This is a genomic window from Chitinophaga deserti (assembly GCF_003149455.1).
Lineage (GTDB): Bacteria > Bacteroidota > Bacteroidia > Chitinophagales > Chitinophagaceae > Chitinophaga > Chitinophaga deserti.
This window is the reverse complement of record NZ_QFFK01000003.1, coordinates 338,249-358,395: the sequence shown is the minus strand read 5'-3', so window position 1 is coordinate 358,395 and position 20,147 is coordinate 338,249. Positions and strand designations below refer to the sequence as shown.

General features: G+C 51.6%; 16 protein-coding genes. 14 read left to right on the top strand and 2 right to left on the bottom strand.

Going from position 1 to position 20,147, the window contains the following annotated elements:
- Positions 1 to 284 precede the first annotated feature (284 nt).
- From DEV76_RS08670 to DEV76_RS08655, 4 genes are all read left to right on the top strand, one after another.
- The gene (locus DEV76_RS08670) at positions 285 to 3,266 is read left to right on the top strand and encodes a SusC/RagA family TonB-linked outer membrane protein (RefSeq protein WP_157962788.1); all 2,982 of its coding nucleotides are present in this window, start codon (positions 285 to 287) and stop codon (positions 3,264 to 3,266) included.
- A gap of 18 nt (positions 3,267 to 3,284) precedes the next feature.
- Positions 3,285 to 4,733, top strand: a complete 1,449-nt coding sequence (locus DEV76_RS08665; RefSeq protein WP_109697223.1) for a RagB/SusD family nutrient uptake outer membrane protein — start codon at positions 3,285 to 3,287, stop codon at positions 4,731 to 4,733.
- A 531-nt stretch (positions 4,734 to 5,264) separates the two neighbouring features.
- Positions 5,265 to 8,249: a SusC/RagA family TonB-linked outer membrane protein gene (locus DEV76_RS08660; RefSeq protein WP_109697221.1), complete on the top strand. Its 2,985-nt coding sequence runs from the start codon at positions 5,265 to 5,267 to the stop codon at positions 8,247 to 8,249.
- Between the two features lie 20 nt (positions 8,250 to 8,269).
- The gene (locus DEV76_RS08655; RefSeq protein ID WP_109697219.1) at positions 8,270 to 9,961 is read left to right on the top strand and encodes a RagB/SusD family nutrient uptake outer membrane protein; all 1,692 of its coding nucleotides are present in this window, start codon (positions 8,270 to 8,272) and stop codon (positions 9,959 to 9,961) included.
- Positions 9,962 to 10,365: 404 nt separating this feature from the next.
- Here DEV76_RS08655 and DEV76_RS08650 read toward each other — a convergent pair whose 3' ends face one another.
- Together DEV76_RS08650 and DEV76_RS08645 are read right to left on the bottom strand one after the other, a co-directional pair.
- Positions 10,366 to 11,199, bottom strand: coding sequence for a 3-keto-disaccharide hydrolase (locus tag DEV76_RS08650; RefSeq protein WP_109697217.1), 834 nt, complete (start codon positions 11,197 to 11,199; stop codon positions 10,366 to 10,368).
- A 34-nt stretch (positions 11,200 to 11,233) separates the two neighbouring features.
- On the bottom strand, positions 11,234 to 11,908 hold the full coding sequence (locus DEV76_RS08645) for a M15 family metallopeptidase (RefSeq protein WP_157962787.1): 675 nt from the start codon (positions 11,906 to 11,908) through the stop codon (positions 11,234 to 11,236).
- A gap of 115 nt (positions 11,909 to 12,023) precedes the next feature.
- On the opposite strand from DEV76_RS08645, the gene DEV76_RS08640 reads away from it, so the two are divergent.
- The 10 genes from DEV76_RS08640 to DEV76_RS08595 all read left to right on the top strand — a co-directional run bounded on the left by DEV76_RS08640 (position 12,024) and on the right by DEV76_RS08595 (position 20,101).
- Positions 12,024 to 12,806 carry an SDR family NAD(P)-dependent oxidoreductase gene (locus DEV76_RS08640; protein WP_232826910.1) on the top strand — a complete coding sequence of 261 codons (783 nt, stop codon included), beginning with the start codon at positions 12,024 to 12,026 and terminating at the stop codon, positions 12,804 to 12,806.
- Between the two features lie 3 nt (positions 12,807 to 12,809).
- Entirely contained in the window at positions 12,810 to 13,550 is a 741-nt protein-coding gene (locus DEV76_RS08635) for a hypothetical protein (RefSeq protein WP_109697213.1), read from the top strand.
- A gap of 9 nt (positions 13,551 to 13,559) precedes the next feature.
- Positions 13,560 to 14,414: a fumarylacetoacetate hydrolase family protein gene (locus tag DEV76_RS08630; RefSeq protein ID WP_109697211.1), complete on the top strand. Its 855-nt coding sequence runs from the start codon at positions 13,560 to 13,562 to the stop codon at positions 14,412 to 14,414.
- Between the two features lie 4 nt (positions 14,415 to 14,418).
- Positions 14,419 to 14,748, top strand: a complete 330-nt coding sequence (locus DEV76_RS08625; protein ID WP_109697209.1) for an L-rhamnose mutarotase — start codon at positions 14,419 to 14,421, stop codon at positions 14,746 to 14,748.
- 32 nt (positions 14,749 to 14,780) lie between these two features.
- Positions 14,781 to 15,611, top strand: coding sequence for an amidohydrolase family protein (locus DEV76_RS08620; protein ID WP_109697207.1), 831 nt, complete (start codon positions 14,781 to 14,783; stop codon positions 15,609 to 15,611).
- Positions 15,612 to 15,625: 14 nt separating this feature from the next.
- On the top strand, positions 15,626 to 16,408 hold the full coding sequence (locus DEV76_RS08615) for an L-fucose dehydrogenase (RefSeq protein ID WP_109697205.1): 783 nt from the start codon (positions 15,626 to 15,628) through the stop codon (positions 16,406 to 16,408).
- A 37-nt stretch (positions 16,409 to 16,445) separates the two neighbouring features.
- A complete protein-coding gene (gene fucP, locus DEV76_RS08610; RefSeq protein WP_109697203.1) occupies positions 16,446 to 17,699 on the top strand; it encodes an L-fucose:H+ symporter permease in 1,254 nt (417 codons plus the stop codon).
- Between the two features lie 88 nt (positions 17,700 to 17,787).
- Positions 17,788 to 18,531 (top strand): MbnP family protein, encoded by a 744-nt coding sequence (locus DEV76_RS08605; protein ID WP_109697201.1) that lies wholly within the window; start codon positions 17,788 to 17,790, stop codon positions 18,529 to 18,531.
- Positions 18,528 to 19,571 (top strand): cytochrome-c peroxidase, encoded by a 1,044-nt coding sequence (locus DEV76_RS08600; RefSeq protein WP_109697199.1) that lies wholly within the window; start codon positions 18,528 to 18,530, stop codon positions 19,569 to 19,571. The genes DEV76_RS08605 and DEV76_RS08600 overlap by 4 nt, the downstream gene beginning before the upstream one ends.
- A gap of 98 nt (positions 19,572 to 19,669) precedes the next feature.
- Positions 19,670 to 20,101, top strand: a complete 432-nt coding sequence (locus DEV76_RS08595) for a septal ring lytic transglycosylase RlpA family protein (protein ID WP_109697197.1) — start codon at positions 19,670 to 19,672, stop codon at positions 20,099 to 20,101.
- Positions 20,102 to 20,147: the final 46 nt, after the last annotated feature.

Below are 20,147 nucleotides of genomic sequence, written 5' to 3'. Positions count from 1 at the left end.
TCCAAACGTAAAATTCACCACTATTTAAGCCGTGCTAACTTATGCCAAATGCTACTACGCATCGCGGTACCATAGTATGATGTGGGAATAAGCCAACGTTTTCCAGGGAACAAATCTATATCGTAACACCATCCGTAAACGGAGCGGTAAGCCCGTGCATTGCCTGATAGTAATGCCTGCGGGATACCTGCATCAGTTTAACCGGAATGGCATCGCCATGCCAGCATATTCAGCCTTTTCATTGCTCATCAATATGTATCCCATTCACAAAATCTAAATTCATCATGAGGAAATTCTTTACGCTCCTTTCCGTACTGATCCTGCTCGGCGCCAGTGTGTTTGCGCAGGACAGAACCATCTCCGGAAAAGTATCCGACAGCCGTGATGGTAACCCGCTGCCCGGGGTAACCGTAGCTGCCGGCTCCCGTGGTACACTTACTGCGGCCACAGGACAGTACACACTGAAAGTACCCGCAGGTACCCGGCAACTTACATTTTCATTTATAGGGTATACCAGCCAGACCGTTACGCTGGGCGAAAGCGAAGAAGTAAACGTACGCCTGGAAATTAACCAGGAAAGCCTGGATGAGTATGTGGTAGTAGCATACGGTACACAGAACAAGCGTTCACTCACCGGTTCTGCAGGTATCATCAGCGCAGAAAAGCTGAGCCGTGCACCCCGTGCTTCCATTCAGGAAAGCTTCCAGGGTAACATTGCAGGTGTGCAGGCTACCAACGGCTCCGGCCAGCCCGGTTCCGTACCCAACATCCGCATCCGTGGCGTGGGCAGTATCAATGCTTCCAGCGCACCGTTGTATGTGGTAGACGGTATCCCGGTTGTATCCGGCGACATCACCGGTTATAACACCAACACCATCGCGGGCCTCAACAGCTCTGATATCGAAAGCGTAACCGTACTGAAAGATGCGGCAGCAGCTTCCCTCTACGGTTCCCGTGCAGCCAACGGCGTTATCCTCATTACCACTAAAAAAGGTAAAGCGGGTAAAACCAAATTCAGCGCCTCTGCTCAATATGGCGTAAATAAAATTACCCTCCGCGATAGTGACCTTCCGCTTACCACCCCCGAAATGCTGGAGCTGCTCCGCGAAGGCTGGGCTAACAAGGGTAACGATCCTGCCGCTTTCGATGCGGAAGTTACACGTCTTAAAATCGATCCGAATTATACGACCGACTGGGTAGATGCCCTTACCCGTAAAGGCAACTTCCAGCAGTACGACCTCTCTGCTTCCGGCGGTAATGATAAAACCACCTTCTACCTTTCCGGCGGACTGTATAAAGCAGAAGCTCCCCTGAACGGTGTGGATTATGACAGGATCACTTCGAAGCTGGCCGTTACGCATAAAGCAAACGACCGCCTGAATTTCGATATGAACATCGGCCTGGGTTATCAGAAATCCAATACGGTGCAGGATGCAGGTGCTTTCGGTAACCCCATCCGCTCCTTCTACCGCCTGCAGCCCTGGCTCAAAATCTATAATGCCGACGGTACCTACGACCTCTCTTACAACAGCAGCCACAACCCTGTTGCAGTTGTTGATAACAACAAACGTATCGGTAAAACTTATTCCGCACTTGGTAACATCGGAGCCCAGTACAATATCTGGAACGGACTTAGCTTCCAGACCAAATTCGGTCTCGATCTGAACTATGCGAATATGGACCTGTTCTGGGATCCCCGCTTCGGTGATGGCCGTAACTACAACGGTTATGGCACTTCCGCAGGACGCCTTTACCTGAACTGGATCTCCACCAACCTCCTGAAATACCGCAAAACCTTCGCGGAAGATCATGAGCTGGATGTACTGGCAGGTTACGAAGCACAGAAAACTACTATTAACAGTAACTCCGCTACCGGTACAAGCTTCCTGCCCAATACCGAAACTGTTGCCAACGCAGGTTTGCCTTTTGCAGTTTCTTCCAGCATCCAGGAAGCTACAATCGCATCCGTGTTTACCAACCTTGGTTATAATTACAAGCAGAAGTATTTCCTGAACGCCTCTTTCCGCCGTGACGGATCTTCCCGCTTCGGTTCCAACTACCGCTACGGTAACTTCTGGTCGCTGGGTGCCAGCTGGGACATCACCGAGGAAAGCTTCCTGAAAGGCAGCAGCTTCCTCTCGCTCCTGAAGCTCCGTACCAGCTACGGTGTGAATGGTAACCAGGATATCGATTATTACGCTTCCATGGGCCTGTACAGCAGCAACTCCGTATACAACGGTGATCCTGCCTTTACTTTCAGCCAGTACGAGAATAAGAACCTGACCTGGGAACAGAACAAACCATTTAACATTGGTCTTGATTTCGGTCTCTGGCGCAACCGCCTCACCGGTACCGTGGAGTACTACACCCGTACAACCTCCAACCTGCTGCTGAACGTACCGATCTCTTCCACCAACGGTCTTACCGGTTACCTCGAGAACATCGGTGAAATGCAGAACAGCGGCTGGGAACTGACACTGTCGTCCCGCAACATCGAAAGCAAAAGCGACGATGGCTTCTCCTGGACAACCGACTTCAACTTCTCTACCCTCAAGAACCGTATCACCAAACTGAACGCGCCTATCCGCGGAACGTTTAACCGCGAAGAGGGACTGGATTATTATCAGTATTACCTGATCGGCTATGCCGGTGTGGACCCCGCCAACGGCGAAGCCCTCTGGTATTCCGATTCTTCCAATACCAAAACCACGAACGTTTACAGCCGCGGTGTACGTACCAACCAGGGTTCCGCACTGCCTAAGTTCTACGGTGGCCTCACCAATACGCTCAGCTTCAAGGGTATCTCTCTCAGCTTCCAGCTGTTCTATAACTTCGGTAACAAACTGTACGACGGCTGGGGAAGCTTCATCAACTCCGATGGTGCCAGTGGATTCAGCGCCACCGGTAAGATCAACCGTCATACTTACGACAACCGCTGGCGTAAACCCGGAGATATCACCGATGTACCGAAAGTTACCTATGGTGGTACCCAAACCGGCAGCTCCAGCCAGAACTCTTCCCGCTTCCTGTACGACGGTGATTACATCCGCCTCCGTGATATTACACTGGCTTACAACCTGCCCCGCAACCTGCTTAATAAGATTGGTGTGGGCAACGTGAAAGTATATTTCCGTGCCAACAACCTGTACACCTGGGTGAAAGACGACCGCCTGAAGTATGATCCGGAAGTACCGGTGACCGGCGATCTCGATCAGCGCCCGCCTGTATTCAAAACCATGCTGGCTGGTATCGACTTATCCTTTTAATTCTAAAAACGGAAGACAATGAGCATTATCAAGAAAAACATATATGCACTGCTGGCCGGAACGGTTTTACTGGCTTCCTGCAGCAAAGATTTCCTCACGCTGGAACCGCGTCAGAATACGGAAGTAAGCGTGGCAATTAAAGACCTGCAGGGGATGCGCGCCGCTGTAAACGGACTTTACTCAGCCCTGCAAAGCGCCAACTATTATGGCCGTACTGCCTCTGTACTGCCCGATCTGCAGTCAGACAATGCGCACATCAGCACCAACTATTCCAACCGTTATTCCAACCAGGATACCTATACCACCACTGCGAATGACGGTATGGCTTCCGGTTTGTGGAACAGTCTGTATATCACTGTAGCCAATGCCAACCTGCTGATTGAGAAAGGCACCGCGCTCCAGCTGCCTGCTGCAGATACTGCAGAGCAGCGTTCTATCCTCGGGCAGGCATATGCATTGCGTGGCCTGGCGTACTTCGACCTGGCGCGTTACTTCTGCCAGCCTTACAACTTCACGGCAGATGCTTCACACATGGGCGCCCCCATCGTACTGAAAACTGCTACTGAAAAGGCCGGTATTGTTGCACCTCCGCGCAGTACTGTTAAGCAAACATACGACCGCATCATTGAAGACCTGGATTCTGCAGTGAGCAAACTGAACCGTACTACCAGCGTTTCCGTACGCGCCAAGTTCAACGTATATGCAGCGAAAGCACTGCTGGCGCGTGTATACCTGTACAAAGGCGAATGGGCGAAAGTAGTGCCGCTGTGTACGGATGTACTGGCAGCAGGCTCCAGCCGCTATTCCCTCATCCCTGCATCTACCATGCTGGGCGATTTCCTGAAGCAGAACAATCCTGAGGTGATCCTTGAAGTGGCCAATACTGCAACGGATAATAACAGCACCGACTGGCTGGGGTATTTCTATGATCAGGGCGGATATGGCGATATGCTGTCTACCGCAGGCCTGTACAATATCTATTCCGCAACGGATGCACGCCGTGGATTCATTACCAAAGGCTCCCGTTCCAGCGGCGAAAATCCTGCATACATTGTAGGAAAATATACCCGCAAGTTTGAAGAGAACGTGAAACTGATCCGTCTGGCAGAGATTTATCTTACAAGGGCAGAAGCATATGCCCAGCTGGGAGAATCTGATAAAGCCATTGCCGACGCCAACGTGGTGATTGCACGGGCAGATTCGGACCCGGCGGCTTTACTGGATGCGGCACTGACCGGTACCCCGCTGGTAGAAGCTGTATTGCTGGAGCGCCGGAAAGAGCTTGCTTTTGAAGGGCAGCGCCTGTTCGACCTCACACGTTACAAGAAAGATTTCGTGAAGATCCGCCGCGGCGGCAACACGATTAACGTGAAGTACCCCGAGAACAGAACGATCCAGCCCATCCCTCAGCGGGAGCTGGATGCGAATGCCGGTCTGAAAGGACAGCAGAACCCCGGTTACTTCTAGTCTTACGATAGCAACTGTTAAAGATACAGCCGGGCTTCCTGTAAAGGGAGCCCGGTTTTTTTATGGAGACAGGGAGAAGAATATTCCCGGCCTGTTTTTTGATGCTGCAATGGCCGCGCAGCGGGAAAGAGGGGAGCGGAGGGGCCAAAATATAATTTGGAAGCCAGAAGCCTTCTTCTTATCTTGTTGGCAGGTCGGTTAAATAACCGCAGTATATAGAAGCCATATTTAGAAACCATCGACGATCAAATTGTTACCCGCCGGCACGCGCCATATCTAAGTAAAAAATGATGCCAGGCAGTGAACGAAAAACCACAGAGCGAAATTATTATGAAACTAAACTTCATTGACCCACGTATGACAGTGACATTACTTCACGAGCCCACGCCAGGCCAGCTGCAACCGGAGCGAAGATCTTTCCGGTTGATTTCATGAATCGAACAAAGTAATCAGGACAAACGCCAATTTCTAACGCCATCATCCCGCTTGTTAGCCCAGGGACCCGTTCCTCAATCCTAAAACATATCTACAATGAAAACTGCAACCCTCCTTCCACGGGGCATGTCCGTTATTTTGCAAAATCGATTTAGTCGGGCGTTGTATCTTACCGTGCCAATTATTTTGCTGGCCCTTATGCAGGCCTTCGCACAATCCAAAAACATCACCGGGTCCGTTAAAGACGACTCCGGCGCGCCACTCGCAGGCGTCACCCTTCAGATCAAAGGCACCACCAGCGGCGCCGTCAGCGATGGTGAAGGGAAATTTAAACTCACCGTACCCAACGAAAGTGCCGTCCTCAACGTCACCTTCATCGGCTACGAACCGCAGGAAGTACCCGTTGCCGGTAAAACGGAAATCAACATCGTACTCCTCCTGTCTAAAAAAACACTCACCGATGTGGTAGTGGTTGGGTATGGCTCCGTGGCCAAACGTAACCTCACCTCGGCAGTTACCACCGTTGCCAGTAAGGATTTCATTCAGGGCGGGTTTAACAGCCCCCTCCAGCAGATCGATGGTAAAGTAGCCGGTGTAACCATCTCTAACCCCGCCGCCGCTGATCCTAACAGGGCTACAGACGTGCAGGTACGTGGTGCCGCATCCCTCAGCGCAGGAAACTCCCCGCTCATCGTAATAGATGGTATGCCGGGTGGTGACCTCCGCAACATCATGCAGCAGGACATTGCCTCCATCACCGTCCTCAAAGACGCTGCCGCCGCTGCCATCTACGGTTCCCGCGGCGCCAACGGCGTAGTGCTCGTAGAAACGAAAAGAGGCAAGAGCGGTAGGGTAATGCTCACCTACGACAGCTATGCAGAACATGATGCCGTGGCCGCCAAACCTAATATTCTGTCGGCCCAGGAGTACCTCGACCGCAAGCGCGGAAACGATCAGGGCGCTCGTACCAACTGGTACGATGAGCTGCTCCGGAAAGATAACTTCGGTACCAACCAGTTCCTCACCATTTCCGGCGGTAATGAAAATTCCATCTTCCGCCTCTCCGGTAACTTCCGCACCAAGCAGGGCCTCGATATCGCGTCTGACCGCAGGGAGTATGGCTACCGTGCCAACTTCCAGCAAAAGGTGCTCGATGGCCGGCTGGAGTTTTCAGGTAACCTGTCGCAGCGCTTCGTGAAAGAAGAATACACGAACTATGGCGCCTTCAATCAGGCCGTAAAACTGAATCCCACCATTCCCATCATGGACCCCAACGATCCCACGAAATATAATTTCCTGGCAGGGTACGATACCTATAACCCGGTGGCCGATCTGCTGGCAAGGGAGAATGGGGCCGATCAGAATTATTCCATCGTGGACCTGAACGTGAAATTCCACATCCTCAAAAACTTCAATACCGAACTCAAGCTGGCAAGGCAGGGCAGGGAGATGCTTAAAAGGGAATATTATACCTCTAAAGCGGCGGAATCCATCTCCAACGACCGTACAGGCCGCGCACGCCTCCAGAACGAAAAATGGGCCGATTACACGCTGGAATGGATCGGTAACTATAACACCAAATTCGGTAAGCACGACCTCTCAGCCATGGGCGGTTACTCCTACCAGGAATTCAATAACCAGGCCTTCTGGGCAGAAAACTCCGACTTCCCCAGCGATGGCTTCGGCTACAACAACCTGGGCGCAGGGCTCTGGAATCTGGAAAAAGGCCGGCTGGGAATGGACTCCTGGAAAAGCAAGGAAAAGCTGATCGCTTTCCTCGGCCGTATCAACTATAACTTTGATGATACTTACTTCCTCACCGCTTCGTTCCGGTACGAAGGCAATACCAAATTCGGGAACGACAACAAGTGGGGTATGTTCCCCGCACTGTCTGCCGCATGGCGTATCTCCAACCTGCCTGCCCTGAAAGACAGTAAGCTCTTCAACGACCTGAAGCTCCGTGCTTCGTACGGTGTTACCGGCCGCTCAGGCTTCGACCGTTATACCGCCCTCTTCCGTTACCAGCAATATGGCATGTATCAGAACGATGCGGGAGAATGGATCTCTGTGTATGGCCCGGGTAACAACTTCAACCCGCGGCTGGCATGGGAACGTGCCGTGGCATATAACGCAGGGCTCGATTTTGCCATGCTCGATAACCGCCTCAGCGGCAGCATCGATGTATTTGACCGCCGCAGCAAAGGCATCCTCGATAACTACGAAGTTGCAGTGGGTGCATTCCCGCACACGAATATGTTCGTGAACGTGGGCACCACCAGCTCCAAAGGCGTGGAGCTTACCCTGAACTGGGATGCGGTGAAAACCGGTGATTTCACTTACACCACCAACGTTACGGGTTCTTACATTAAATCGAAACTGGTATCATGGTCTAATGCGGAGTATACAGGCAACTTCAGAGAACTGCAAAGCCTCCCTTCGCCGGGCAACCCTGGCTATGCATACCGCCTCGATCCCGGTACGGAACTGGGCAGCTTTTACGGGTATAAATATGCAGGAGTAAACGATGCCGGGCAGATTATGGTGTGGAAAGACGGGCAGGAAGGAAAGGAATCCATCGTGTACAGCAGTGCCAATGCCGACCGCGACAGGACCTACATCGGCCACGGTGCCCCCCGTTACGAGCTGGCATGGGGCAACAGGCTGGGCTATAAAGCATTTGACCTGAGCCTCTTTTTCCGCGGCCGTTTCGATTACCAGATCATCAACCTCTACCAGATGTACTACGGCCTGCAGGCAGAGCAGGGTATTAACCTGTTACAGGATGCGTATACCCGCAACGGGCATATCAAATCATCCAAGCTCATTACTGATTACTTCCTCGAAAAAGGCGATTACTTCCGGCTGGATAACATCACGCTTGGCTGGACGCCCAAGCTGCAGGGCAAGCTCGTGAGCAGCTTCAGACTGTATGGCAGCGTGCGCAATGTGTTTACGCTCACCGGCTATTCCGGACTGGATCCTACAGCTATCGGTGTAACAGGCCTTACGCCCGGCTATGGCGACCTGAGCCTTTATCCGATTTCGCGCACTTTCACGCTGGGCGCACAGGTAACATTCTAATCACGTAAAAGCTTCACATCATGAACATCAGAACCAAAATAGGCAGCCTTTTGCTGCTCTCCATATTCTCCGCCGCCTCCTGTACGAACCTCGATGAAGAGCCGTTCGATGTACTGCCGGCCGATAAATATTATACAGATAGTAAATCAGTAATTGCCGCTGTGGTGCGCCCTTATGAACATGGCCACTGGTGCGGATGGGATGGCGACCGGTATCTTTTATCGGAGCTTACCGCAGACCACCTGGTATGGACCCAGAAAGGCATCCACGGATACGACGGGGGCGACTGGCAACGGCTGCACCGCCATACCTGGACTCCTGATGATGGCCATATCTACGGCGCATGGTCGGGCCCATATCAGGGCATTGCGCAGATCAATCTTATTATGCGCGATATCAAGGCGTTGAATTATCCATCCATTGGTATGACGGAAGATGAAAAGAATCATCACCTTTCTGAACTCCGCGTACTTCGCGCATGGTTCTATCTCTTCCTCATCGATTACTTCCGCACCGTGCCCATTTACGAAACACCGCAGGAACTGGTGGCACAGTCTACCCCACAGCAGGTGTTTGCGTACATAGAAAAAGAGCTGAAAGAATCACTGCCTTCGCTGCCTAAGAATACCCGTCAGGGCCGTTGGGATCAGGGTGGTGCAGCAGCATTGCTGGTGCGGCTTTACCTGAATGCGGAAAAATGGATTGGTGCGCCTAAGTATAACGAATGCGCTGCCGTGGCTCAGGAAATCATTGATGGCAAATATGGTACTTACGCACTGGATACCGATTACCGCGGTCCTTTCCGCTCGGGTGTGAAAGAATACCGCTCTCCGGAAAACATTTTCGAGTTCCCCCATGCGCGTAACATTTACGAAATGGGCTGGGTGTATAATGCTACCATGCACTATCAGGCCCGCTATTCCCTCGATAACGACTGGGGTGGATGGAACGGTATTCACCTCACGCCATCCCGCAACCCGGATGGAGCACTGTATGCCTACAAGCTGGGTATGCCCTATGAGCGCTATGCTGCGGGCGACAAGCGCAAGCAACCCTTCCGCACCACCAGCAAAGATGCACAGTACGAAGGTTTCTTCCTGATTGGCCAGCAATATGCCTGGAATAATAATGCAGGTTTCGGTTTCGACAGTACCCGTAAGATCAACGGAACGGAAGAATACAAAGACAAGCCGCTGGTTTATGTAGACCAGGTGGCGAGGTTCTCCGAGAAACCGAATGGCCGCTGGGGCGAAGGCTCCCAGGTGCTGACAGGGGAGGAGAACTCCGGCGTGCGGCTCATGAAATTCCCGTGGCTGCCCATGTCGCAGGGCTTCTTCCAGTTCAATTCCGCTCCGGAAATAAGACTGGCAGAGATCTATTACGCACTGGCCGAATGTAAATACCGCGCAGGTGCCAAAGCCGATGCCGCCACTTTGCTGGATGCTGTGCGCAAACGCAACTATACAGACGCTGCATGGCCTGCAAATTCCTATGTGACCAACCTCGCTAAACTTACAGACGATGAGTTTGTGATTGAGCTGGGCCGTGAGTTCATTGCCGAACGCCACCGCCGGGCCGACCTGGTGCGCTGGAACAGATTTGGCGCCGAATGGTGGGATAAACCGGTAGACGGGAAAGACCGCAGCGTGTTCCCCATCCCCAGAAGGGCACTTAACACGAACCCTTTATTGAAACCAAATGGATACGAGTGAGGAAAACAGGAGCAATACAGCCCGGGAGCAGTACCCGGGCTGCTCCTTTTTCAAAGCAAGGTTCCAGCCGGGAACAGTCAGATATACGATTATGTAAAGCCGCGGGTAAACCGTAGTTAACCCGGGGATAACCCGTAGATAAGCCGCCCCTATATAGAGGCGGCTTATGGGCGGGATATGGGCGGCTTATAGGCGGCTTAAGGGCGGCTTATCTCTTATTTTGGATACCCTTTATCATGACGGTGTCCTGACATTAGCAGAGGGCTAACATGCGGGAAGGTTGATAAATAAGCAGGCATTTGCGGCCGGATGTAAATGAAAACTGAAAGGGTACGCCCCGGGTTAAATAGAAAAGTCCCGGTTCTCAGAAGGGAACCGGGACTTTTTTTGAGCAAACTGGTTTGCTATTTCCTTTTCTGAAGCTCTTTAAGTTTCTTTTCGAGCTTCTTTTTGTCTTTCATGTAAGGGGCGAGGTCGAACAGGTCTACTTTACGATATTCGATCGGGTGGCTTTCGCTTTGCAGGGCGATGTAGCCTTCGGAAAGGAGCTTGCCATCCTGTTTAAGGGCAGGATCTGCATTGGATACGTTACCGCCGCCGATCTGGGGCTTCTCGTAAACCAGCACGGTATCTTTCTCCACGATGTGCTTGATGATGGAATCGCCCAGTACCAGTACTTCGGCTCTTACCCAGCGCTCGCCGTGGTAGGTTTCGCTTTTGGAATCCACGCAATGCGCGGTGATCAGTTTATCATTCATCACCACATTGGTGCCGGGAGTGCAAAGGTTAGCCGTGGTGCGGCGCCCGCTGCCGGTACCGCCGAGCAGCTGTACTTCGATGGAGATAGGGAAATCCTGGTCTTTACCCATGGATTTGGCCGATTGGGAGTGGATCATGGCGCCGCTGTTGCGGAGTGCCCATCCCGGGCCGCCTTTCACCTGTTCGCCCACAAAGCGGTACTCCATCACCAGCAGGTAGGCGGAGAATTTCTTTTTATGGAAGATATGCCCGTACTGTTCGTTAAAGGCATCGTAGTTTTCGTAAGACACTGCGAGGTTGCCGTTCTGCACGCGGAAGGTGTTACCGTTGTTATCGTCCAGGTTGTGACCGGTAATTTTTACATTCCAGTCTTTCAGGTCTTTCCCGTTAAACAGCTTGATCCAGCCACCTTTCTGGGCGGAGCAGCTGGCACTTCCCAGGGCGAGGGCGAGTGTCATCAGGAGGGTTGTTCTTATCATACCGAGTAATTATTAGGCCGTTAAACTATAAAATTTATCGCAAGTGCTCAAACGGTATATCCATGAGCGGAAACCGGATGGCGCCTTTGAGTGCATAATGCCACCATTCCGTTTCCAGCGCCACGAAGCCATGGGCTTCCATTAAAGTACGCAGCAACAGGCGGTTTTCCGCAGCTTCTGCCGTTACACCGGGGGCGTTGTGATGCGCTTTCTCTGTAAAATCATCATAAGGCGTGGGCATTTCCATCTCTTTACCGGTTTTGGCGTAAATGATGGTAAGGTCTACCGCCGCACCGCGGTTATGGCCGGAGCCTTTTTTAGGATCGGCGGCATAACGCTCATCCGGCACCACTTCCCACATCTTTTCCGTAACACGGTAAGGGCGGTAACCATCGTATATCTTCAGGCTGAGGCCCATGGGTTCCAGCATATCCTGCAGCTTCAGCAACGCTTCATACACCGGGCGGCGGATGTAAACGGCCGGGTAGGGGTATAGCACGGTGCGGGTAAAATTACTGTCTGTGGCATAGCGTACATCAATAGGGATCGCCGTTACACGCACCAGCTCCTGCGAAGGGTCTGTTTTAACCAGCGACTGGTAGGTCAGCGTATCTTTTACCACAGCGAGGCCGTATTGGTTAAGCGGTATTTGCTGGGCGGAAAGGCGCGTGGATAGTAATAAAATGCTTAGTATAAATAGATTTTTCACGAGTATCGATTTAGATCTGCTTAAAAATAGTCAAGAAAGTACAGAATGAGGCTAAAAAAGAATTGCAATACTGGTTCAAATTGAGGTATTTTAGAACCCTTAAATTAACAGAAAGATGAGTTTGTTCCGATTAGATGGTAAAACTGCTGTGATTACCGGTGCCGGCAGCGGTATCGGTCAGGCAGTTGCGAAGGTTTTTGCGCAGGCAGGCGCCACCGTTCACGTACTGGAATTGAATGAAGAAGCCGGTAAAGTAACGGCAGATGAAATTGCCGCTGAAGGCGGTAAAGCATTCGTTCATGGTGTAAACGTGGCGGATCAGGCTGCAGTTACCACCGTGATGAAAAACGTAGCGGCCACTACCGGCCGGCTCGACATACTGGTGAACTGTGCAGGCATTGCCCACGTAGGTAACCTGGAAAATACTGCCGAAGCGGACTTCGACCGTGTTTTCAACGTCAATGTAAAAGGAACGTACAATTGCATGTACGCCGTAATCGGGCAGATGAAAGCCCAGGGCGGCGGCGTGATCCTCAATATAGCCTCCATCGCTTCCAGCGTGGGCATCCCCGACCGCTTCGCTTACTCCATGAGCAAAGGCGCGGTACTGACCATGACGCTTTCCACCGCGAAAGACTACCTGTCTGCCGGTATCCGCGTAAACTGTGTATCTCCCGCACGTGTGCATACGCCTTTCGTAGACGGGTTCATCGCCAAAAACTATCCCGGTAAAGAAGCCGAGATGTTTGAAAAGCTGTCTAAAACACAGCCCATCGGCCGCATGGCTAAACCGGTGGAAGTAGGGCACCTGGCACTGTACCTTTGTTCCGATGAAGCAGGATTCATCACCGGTTGCGATTACCCGATCGACGGTGGCTTTATCAAACTGAACAACTAATACATGCAGAAACTGATACCCGCCATATTCCTCTTTACCCTCTGCGCATGCGGAGGTTCCGGAGATGAGAAAAGCAAAAAATACCACGAAGGCGAAGCGCCCGTTACGCCCGCCAAGCCTGCAGGAACATTGCAGGTGAAAATCGATGACCGCGAGAAAGACACTTCGAAAGTTACCTTCTTCTGGAACATCGATTCGCTTAAATATGAGAAGTCGTTCAACGACCTCCCGCTGATGCAGAACCTCACAGATACTTCGCTGTATAAAGTACTGTGGGATGCACCCAACAGCGTATGGATCGGGTTCATCAAGCCCAACCGCGATACCCGTTATTACCATGGTACGCAGGATGGCAGATCGCTCCGCATCCTCTGGGTGCCTTCACCCCCGCAGCGCATCTACCAGTATATGGAAAAAGACATGGGGCTGGGTGATGCCATCAATAATTATGAAAAAGTAACGAGCTATAAGAAGCAACTCACCTCCGGCAAAATCATCGCAGACTTTATTGTAGACTTACGCGATGCTACTCCGGATAATGTGAAAGTTTACATGGAGTTCGGCGGCATCCGCCGTGATGTGGATCTGCCAACGCCTAAAGGCACCAAGCCTTACATTATGGCAGTGGCAGATGATCATTGCGTGGTAGGGCTGGAGATGGAAGACGGAGAAACAGAAGATATCTACCAGGTAAAGGTCGTGAATGGCCGCATCGGGTACAAACAAATGAAAACAGTTAAATAATCAAAGGATATGAAATTAATCAGGTTCGGATTGCCGGGTGAAGAGAAACCGGGTGTAGCAACAGACAACGGTATGTTTGATGTATCAGCTTTCGGAGAAGATTTCGGAGAGCGCTTTTTTGAAACTGACGGTATTGCCCGTTTGCAAAAATGGTGGGCTGCCAATGGCGCCGGCTGTCCGCAGGTACCTGCCGGCACCCGTCTTGGCCCCTGCGTTCAACGCCCTTCCAAGATCATCTGCATCGGTCTTAACTATGCCGACCACGCCCGTGAAACCGGCGCCGCAATCCCTTCGGAACCTATCGTATTCTTTAAATCCACCTCTTCGCTGGTAGGGCCTAACGATAACCTCGTGATCCCCCGCAACAGTGTGAAAACCGACTGGGAAGTGGAACTGGCCGTAGTAATCGGTAAGAAAGCCAGCTATGTGGAAGAAAGCGAAGCCATGGATTATGTGGCCGGCTACTCCCTCCATAACGATTACAGCGAGCGTGAGTTTCAGCTCGAAAGAAACGGCCAGTGGGTAAAAGGCAAATCCAGCGATACCTTTGCGCCCCTCGGCCCCTGGATGGTAACCAAGGATGAAATTAAAGATGTACACAACCTGCGCCTGTGGCTCACCTTAAACGGTAAAACCATGCAGGATGGCAACACCTCCAACTTCATCTTCAACATACCTTTCGTCGTTTCTTACCTCAGCCAGTTCATGACCCTGATCCCGGGCGATGTGATTTCTACCGGTACCCCTGCTGGTGTTGGCCTGGGCTTCAACCCCCAGATCTACATTAAACCGGGAGACGTGGTGGAACTGGGAATTGAAGGACTGGGTACTTCCAAACAAACGGCGGAAGCCTGGAAAAAATAAGGATATGACGAGATATTGTCTGGCGCTGGATCTGAAAGATGATCCGGCGCTTATTGCAGAATACGAAGCGTACCACCGGTCAGTATGGCCGGAGATCCTGGAAAGCATTCGTGGTGCAGGTGTGGAAGCCTGTGAAATATACCGTGCGGGCAACCGTATGTTTATGATCATGGAAGTGGGAGCGGATTTCTCGTTTGACCGGAAGGCGGCCATGGATGCTGCCAATCCGAAAGTGCAGGAGTGGGAAACGCTGATGTGGAAATACCAGCAGGCCATCCCCGCAGCCAAACCCGGTGAAAAGTGGGTGATGATGGATAAGGTATTTTCATTGTAATAACTGATACAAACCACGCAACCAGCAACGTTATGACAATTGATGCACACCAGCACTTCTGGCGCTTCGACCCTGTGCGGGACGCCTGGATCACGGAAGAGATGAACGTCATCCGCCGTGATTTCCTGCCTGCCGACCTGGCACCCCTTCTTAAAACCGCCGGTATAGATGGCTGCGTGGCCGTTCAGGCCGATCAGTCTGAAGCCGAAACACAATTCCTGCTCGATTGTGCGCTGGAAAATGATTTCGTGAAAGCCGTGGTAGGATGGGTGGACCTCCGCTCGCCGCAGGTAGCAGAAAGGCTCGCTTACTGGGCAGGGCAGCCGCTGGTGAAAGGCTTTCGTCATATCGTACAGGGCGAGGCCGATGATAGGTTCCTGCTCCGGGAAGATTTCAATAAAGGCATCTCCGCGCTGAAGAAGCACGGATTTACTTACGACATCCTCGTGTTCCCCCACCAGCTGCCCGCCGTGGAGCAGTTTGTGGAAATGCATCCGGAACAGCCCTTCGTTATCGACCACCTCGCTAAACCATACATCAAAAAGAAAGAAATCGGCGACTGGACCAAGCAAATCCGCCGCATAGCCCGGTGGCCGCACGTACAGTGCAAACTGAGCGGCATGGTCACAGAAGCGGATATGCAGAACTGGAAAGAGTCCGACTTCCGGCCGTATCTCGATATCGTGCTGGAAGCCTTCGGCCCCGGACGCCTTATGTACGGCTCCGACTGGCCGGTGTGCCTGCTGGCGGCAGATTACACCCGGCAGAAAGGGATCGTGGATTCCTTCATCGCCAGCCTCTCCGCATCAGAAAAAGCCCGGATCATGGGCGGCAATGCGGCGGCATTTTATAACATCTCTTAAATTTATACCACAACATGAATCTCGGGTTACAGGATAAAGTAGTGATCGTAACAGGCGGTGCCAAAGGTATCGGCGCAGCTATTGCAGAACTGATTGCGCAGGAAGGCGGCGTTGCCGTGATAGCAGGAAGAAGTGAAACAGATAATGAAAAAGCCGTTAGCGCCATCCGCGCCGCAGGTGGTAAAGCTTTCGGCATCCGCGCAGAGCTGGGGAAAGTAGAAGATTGTAAACACGTGATCGACACTACCGTGAAAGAGTATGGCCGTATCGACGGGCTGATCAATAACGCCGGTGCCAACGATGGTGTTGGTCTGGAAAGCGGAAGCCCCGAGCGCTTCATGGCCTCCCTGCAGAATAACCTCTCGCATTACTACAACCTCGCGCATTTTGCACTGCCTTATCTTAAAACTGCCAAAGGAGCCATCATCAACATCGGCTCTAAAGTAGCAGAAACAGGGCAGGGGAACACATCGGGTTATGCAGCATCCAAAGGCGCCATCAACGCCCTTACCCGTGAATGGGCGGTGGAGCTGTTGCCGCATTCCGTACGTGTGAATACCGTGAACCCTGCCGAAGTGTGGACGCCGCTGTACGAAAACTGGATCAATTCCCTTTCCGATCCGAAAGCGAAACTGGCTTCCATCGTATCTAAAATTCCGCTGGAGAAGAGAATGACCACGTCGGAAGAAATTGCGAATATGACGGTGTTCCTGCTGTCTGGCCGCTCTTCCCACACTACCGGACAGATCATTTATGTAGATGGTGGTTATACCCACCTCGACCGTTCCATCAGCTAATTCCCGTTATCCAATATCACCTTAAACAAACAAAATTATGGCAGGAGGCGCCGCAACCACCACGCAATATTCTTCCACCGGTACCGCATCGGGCAATGGTAAGAAGTTTCTCTTTCCCTTTATCCTCGTTACCAGCCTGTTTTTCATGTGGGGCCTGGCCTATGGCCTGCTCGATGTGTTGAACAAGCACTTCCAGAATACACTGTCTATCGACAAGGCGCGTTCCACGCTCCTGCAGGCAGCTTATTTTGGTGCATACTTCCTGATGGCATTGCCCGCGGGTATGCTCATGAAACGGTTCGGGTATAAATTCGGCATCATCTTCGGACTTTTGCTCTATGCAGCGGGAGCCGCCCTGTTTTATCCTTCGGCGCACTATGCCAGCTTCGAGTTTTTCCTGCTGGCATTGTTCGTACTCGCATCAGGCCTTACTTTCCTTGAAACTGCGGCAAACCCGTATGTTACCGTACTGGGTGAGCCCTCCACTTCTGAGCAGCGGCTTAACCTGAGCCAGTGCTTCAACGGTCTTGGTTCTTTCCTCGGCCCCTATATCGGCATGGCGCTTTTCTTTCATGGCGGCGAAGCGGAATCCGCCGGGAACCTGGAATCGGTGCAGCTCGTGTACATCGTAATGGCAGTGGTTGTATTGCTCATCGCATTCATGTTCTACCGTACCAGCTTACCGGAGATCCAGGAGGCTACTGATGGTGAAAACACTGCAAATACAAAAGGCCGCAGCCTGATGGAACAAAAGCATTTTGTACTGGCAGTAGTAGCGCAGTTCTTTTACGTTGCCGCACAGGTAGGTATCGGAGCATTGTTCATCAACTATGTAGTGGAATACTGGGGCGAAGGTGGTACCGATAAATTAGCTTCAGGCCTGCTTGGTCTTGCTTTAGGGCTTTTCACAGTAGGGCGTTTTGCCGGTACTGCGCTGATGCGGAAGTTTGCACCTAACACGCTGCTCGCAGTATATGCTTTGATCAATATCGTACTGTGCGGTGTGGTGATGATGGGAATGGGCATCACTTCAGTGGTAGCCCTGATCGCGATATTCTTCTTTATGTCTATCATGTTCCCTACCATTTTTGCGCTGGGTGTTAAAAACCTGGGTCCCCGTACGAAGGAAGGTTCTTCTTTCATCATCATGTCCATCGTTGGCGGGGCAATTATGCCTTACGTAATGGGTTCCATTGCAGACAGTGCTTCTACCGCACTGGCATTTGTAGTGCCGCTCATTTGCTTCGTGGTGGTTCTGTTTTATGGAATGAAAGGATATAAGACACGCTAACTTGTTGGCGGTCATTAAAGAAAACGCTGCAGGGCCTTCCGGTTTTGCAGCGTTTTTTTGTGTAACTTAGTGATCACACCCCCACCGCATGAAGCCTTGCTATTTCCTTTTCACGTTGTTGATCTTTTGCACGGCCTGCAAAAAGGATCTTATCCGGAAAGACGGTAATTTCCGCCTCCGGTTTGAGCATACGGTAGGCACGGTGCCCCTGGCGCTGGGAGCCACGGTATACCAGAACCCCTCTGCAGAAGCTTACACCGTTTCCGCTTTCAAATACTACATCAGCAATATCTACCTCGTGAAAATGGATAATTCCATTTTACGCCTGCCTGCTTCCTACCACCTCGTGGATGAAAGCAAGCCCGATTCCAAAACCTTCCTGGTACCCGCACCGCAGGGAGAATACCGGGCTATCGGGTTTAAACTGGGGGTAGACAGTATCCGGAATGTAAGCGGCGCACAAACGGATGCGCTCGATCCTGCATTAGGAATGTTCTGGAGCTGGAACAGCGGATACATCATGGCGAAGATGGAAGGTGCCTCTCCATTGTCGACCGCACCGAATAACATCCTTAATTTCCATATCGGAGGGTTTAAAGGACAATACAATGCCGTACAGGACTTCCGGCTGCAAACGCCTATTTCCATCAACGTAGCGCCCGACCGTGCGCCTGAAGTAACCTTCTCGGCTGATCTCAACGCCTGGTTCAGGCAGCCTAATCCTGTTTCGTTCGCTACTTCCGCTACCATTCATACTCCCGGGGAAGCTGCCTTTAAGATATCGGAGAATTATAAAAACATGTTCCGTATTACCAACGTCACCGACCTGTGAAGAAATACGTGGTTTATACCTGCTTCATCCTGGGGCTCTTCTGGGCCTGCCGCAAGTCGGGGGACAATAACGGTCCTTCGGGGCCAACACCCTATAAAATAGAACTGCCGGCTCATTTCCCGGCACCGGTATACGACCTTTCGCAGAACCCGCCCACTGTACAGGGCGTGGCATTAGGCAGGCGCCTTTTCTATGATCCGCGCCTTTCGCGGGACAGCACCATATCATGCGGTTTCTGCCATCAGCAGTTTGCTGCTTTCGCCCATTTCGATCATCCGCTCAGCCATGGTATCGATAACCGTACGGGCTTCCGCTCGGTGCCTTCTCTCTTTAACCTCATCTGGCAGGGAGATTTTATGTGGGATGGCGGAGTTAACCATCTGGATATTCAGCCACTGACGCCTATTACCGATGCCAATGAAATGGGGGAGGACCTCAGCCGGTTGATAGAGCGCCTCAATGCCGATAAGAAATACCGTTCGCTCTTCGAAGGGGCATTCGGAACGCCGGAGATCAATAGCCAGCGCCTCTTCCGTGCCCTCTCACAGTTTATGGCTACCATGAATTCCTTTAATTCGAAATACGACAGTGTGATCGCTAAAAAGGCTGTCTTTACACCGGATGAAGCAGGCGGATATGTTGTTTTTCAAACCAAATGTGCATCCTGCCACAAAGAGCCGCTGTTTACAGACGGATCGTTCCGGAACAACGGGCTTCCCTATAATCCGGCCCTGAACGATGCCGGTCGTATGCGGATCACTAACAGTACGGGCGATTACCTCAAATTCAGGGTGCCATCGCTCCGGAATATCATAAAAAGTCCTCCCTACATGCACGATGGCCGTTTTTACGACATATTCAACGTTTTCCGGCACTATTCCAACGGGATAGAACAAACCCCCACCATTGACCCGATTGTCAAAAATGGCCTACCTTTAAGCCCGGAAGAGCAAAGGCAGTTATACCTCTTCCTCACAACCCTGACAGATCATTCTTTCATCAACAGTAAATCGTTAAGCGAAATATTAATAGATAATTGATTGGTTGAGAGTGTATAGTGTTTTTAAGCCCCGGTTTTAACATCTCTTTTAAGTCGTTTTAACGGTTTTTGGCAGGAAATTTGCCAATTCTGGGCGTCATGCAAAAAAATGTATTAAAAAAAGTGATGAAGTATGCCCTGGCTACCCTGATGCTCTTCTCGGCGGGAATTATTCCTGCCATGGCGCAGCAGAAGCCGGGTACTGGAACGGCCAGTTACTACGCCCAGAAGTTTCACGGGCGGAAAACTGCCAGCGGGGAGATTTTTGATAACAATGGAATGACCGCAGCCCACAATACCCTTCCGCTTGGGACCCTCATAAAGGTTACCAATTTGCGGAACAACCGCTGGGTAGTGGTGCGCGTTACCGACCGGCTGCATGCGGCTAACCGCCGTATCGTGGATCTTACACAGGCAGCCGCTAAGAAACTTGGATTCATTCATTGGGGATTGACCAAAGTAAAGGTGGAAGTTGTCACAAAAGAATTCGTGAACAGCCTGCCCATTCTTGAAATGGCCATGAACCCATAAAGTTTGTGTTGGAAAACCCGCAAACGTGTACACGAACCGTCTATTG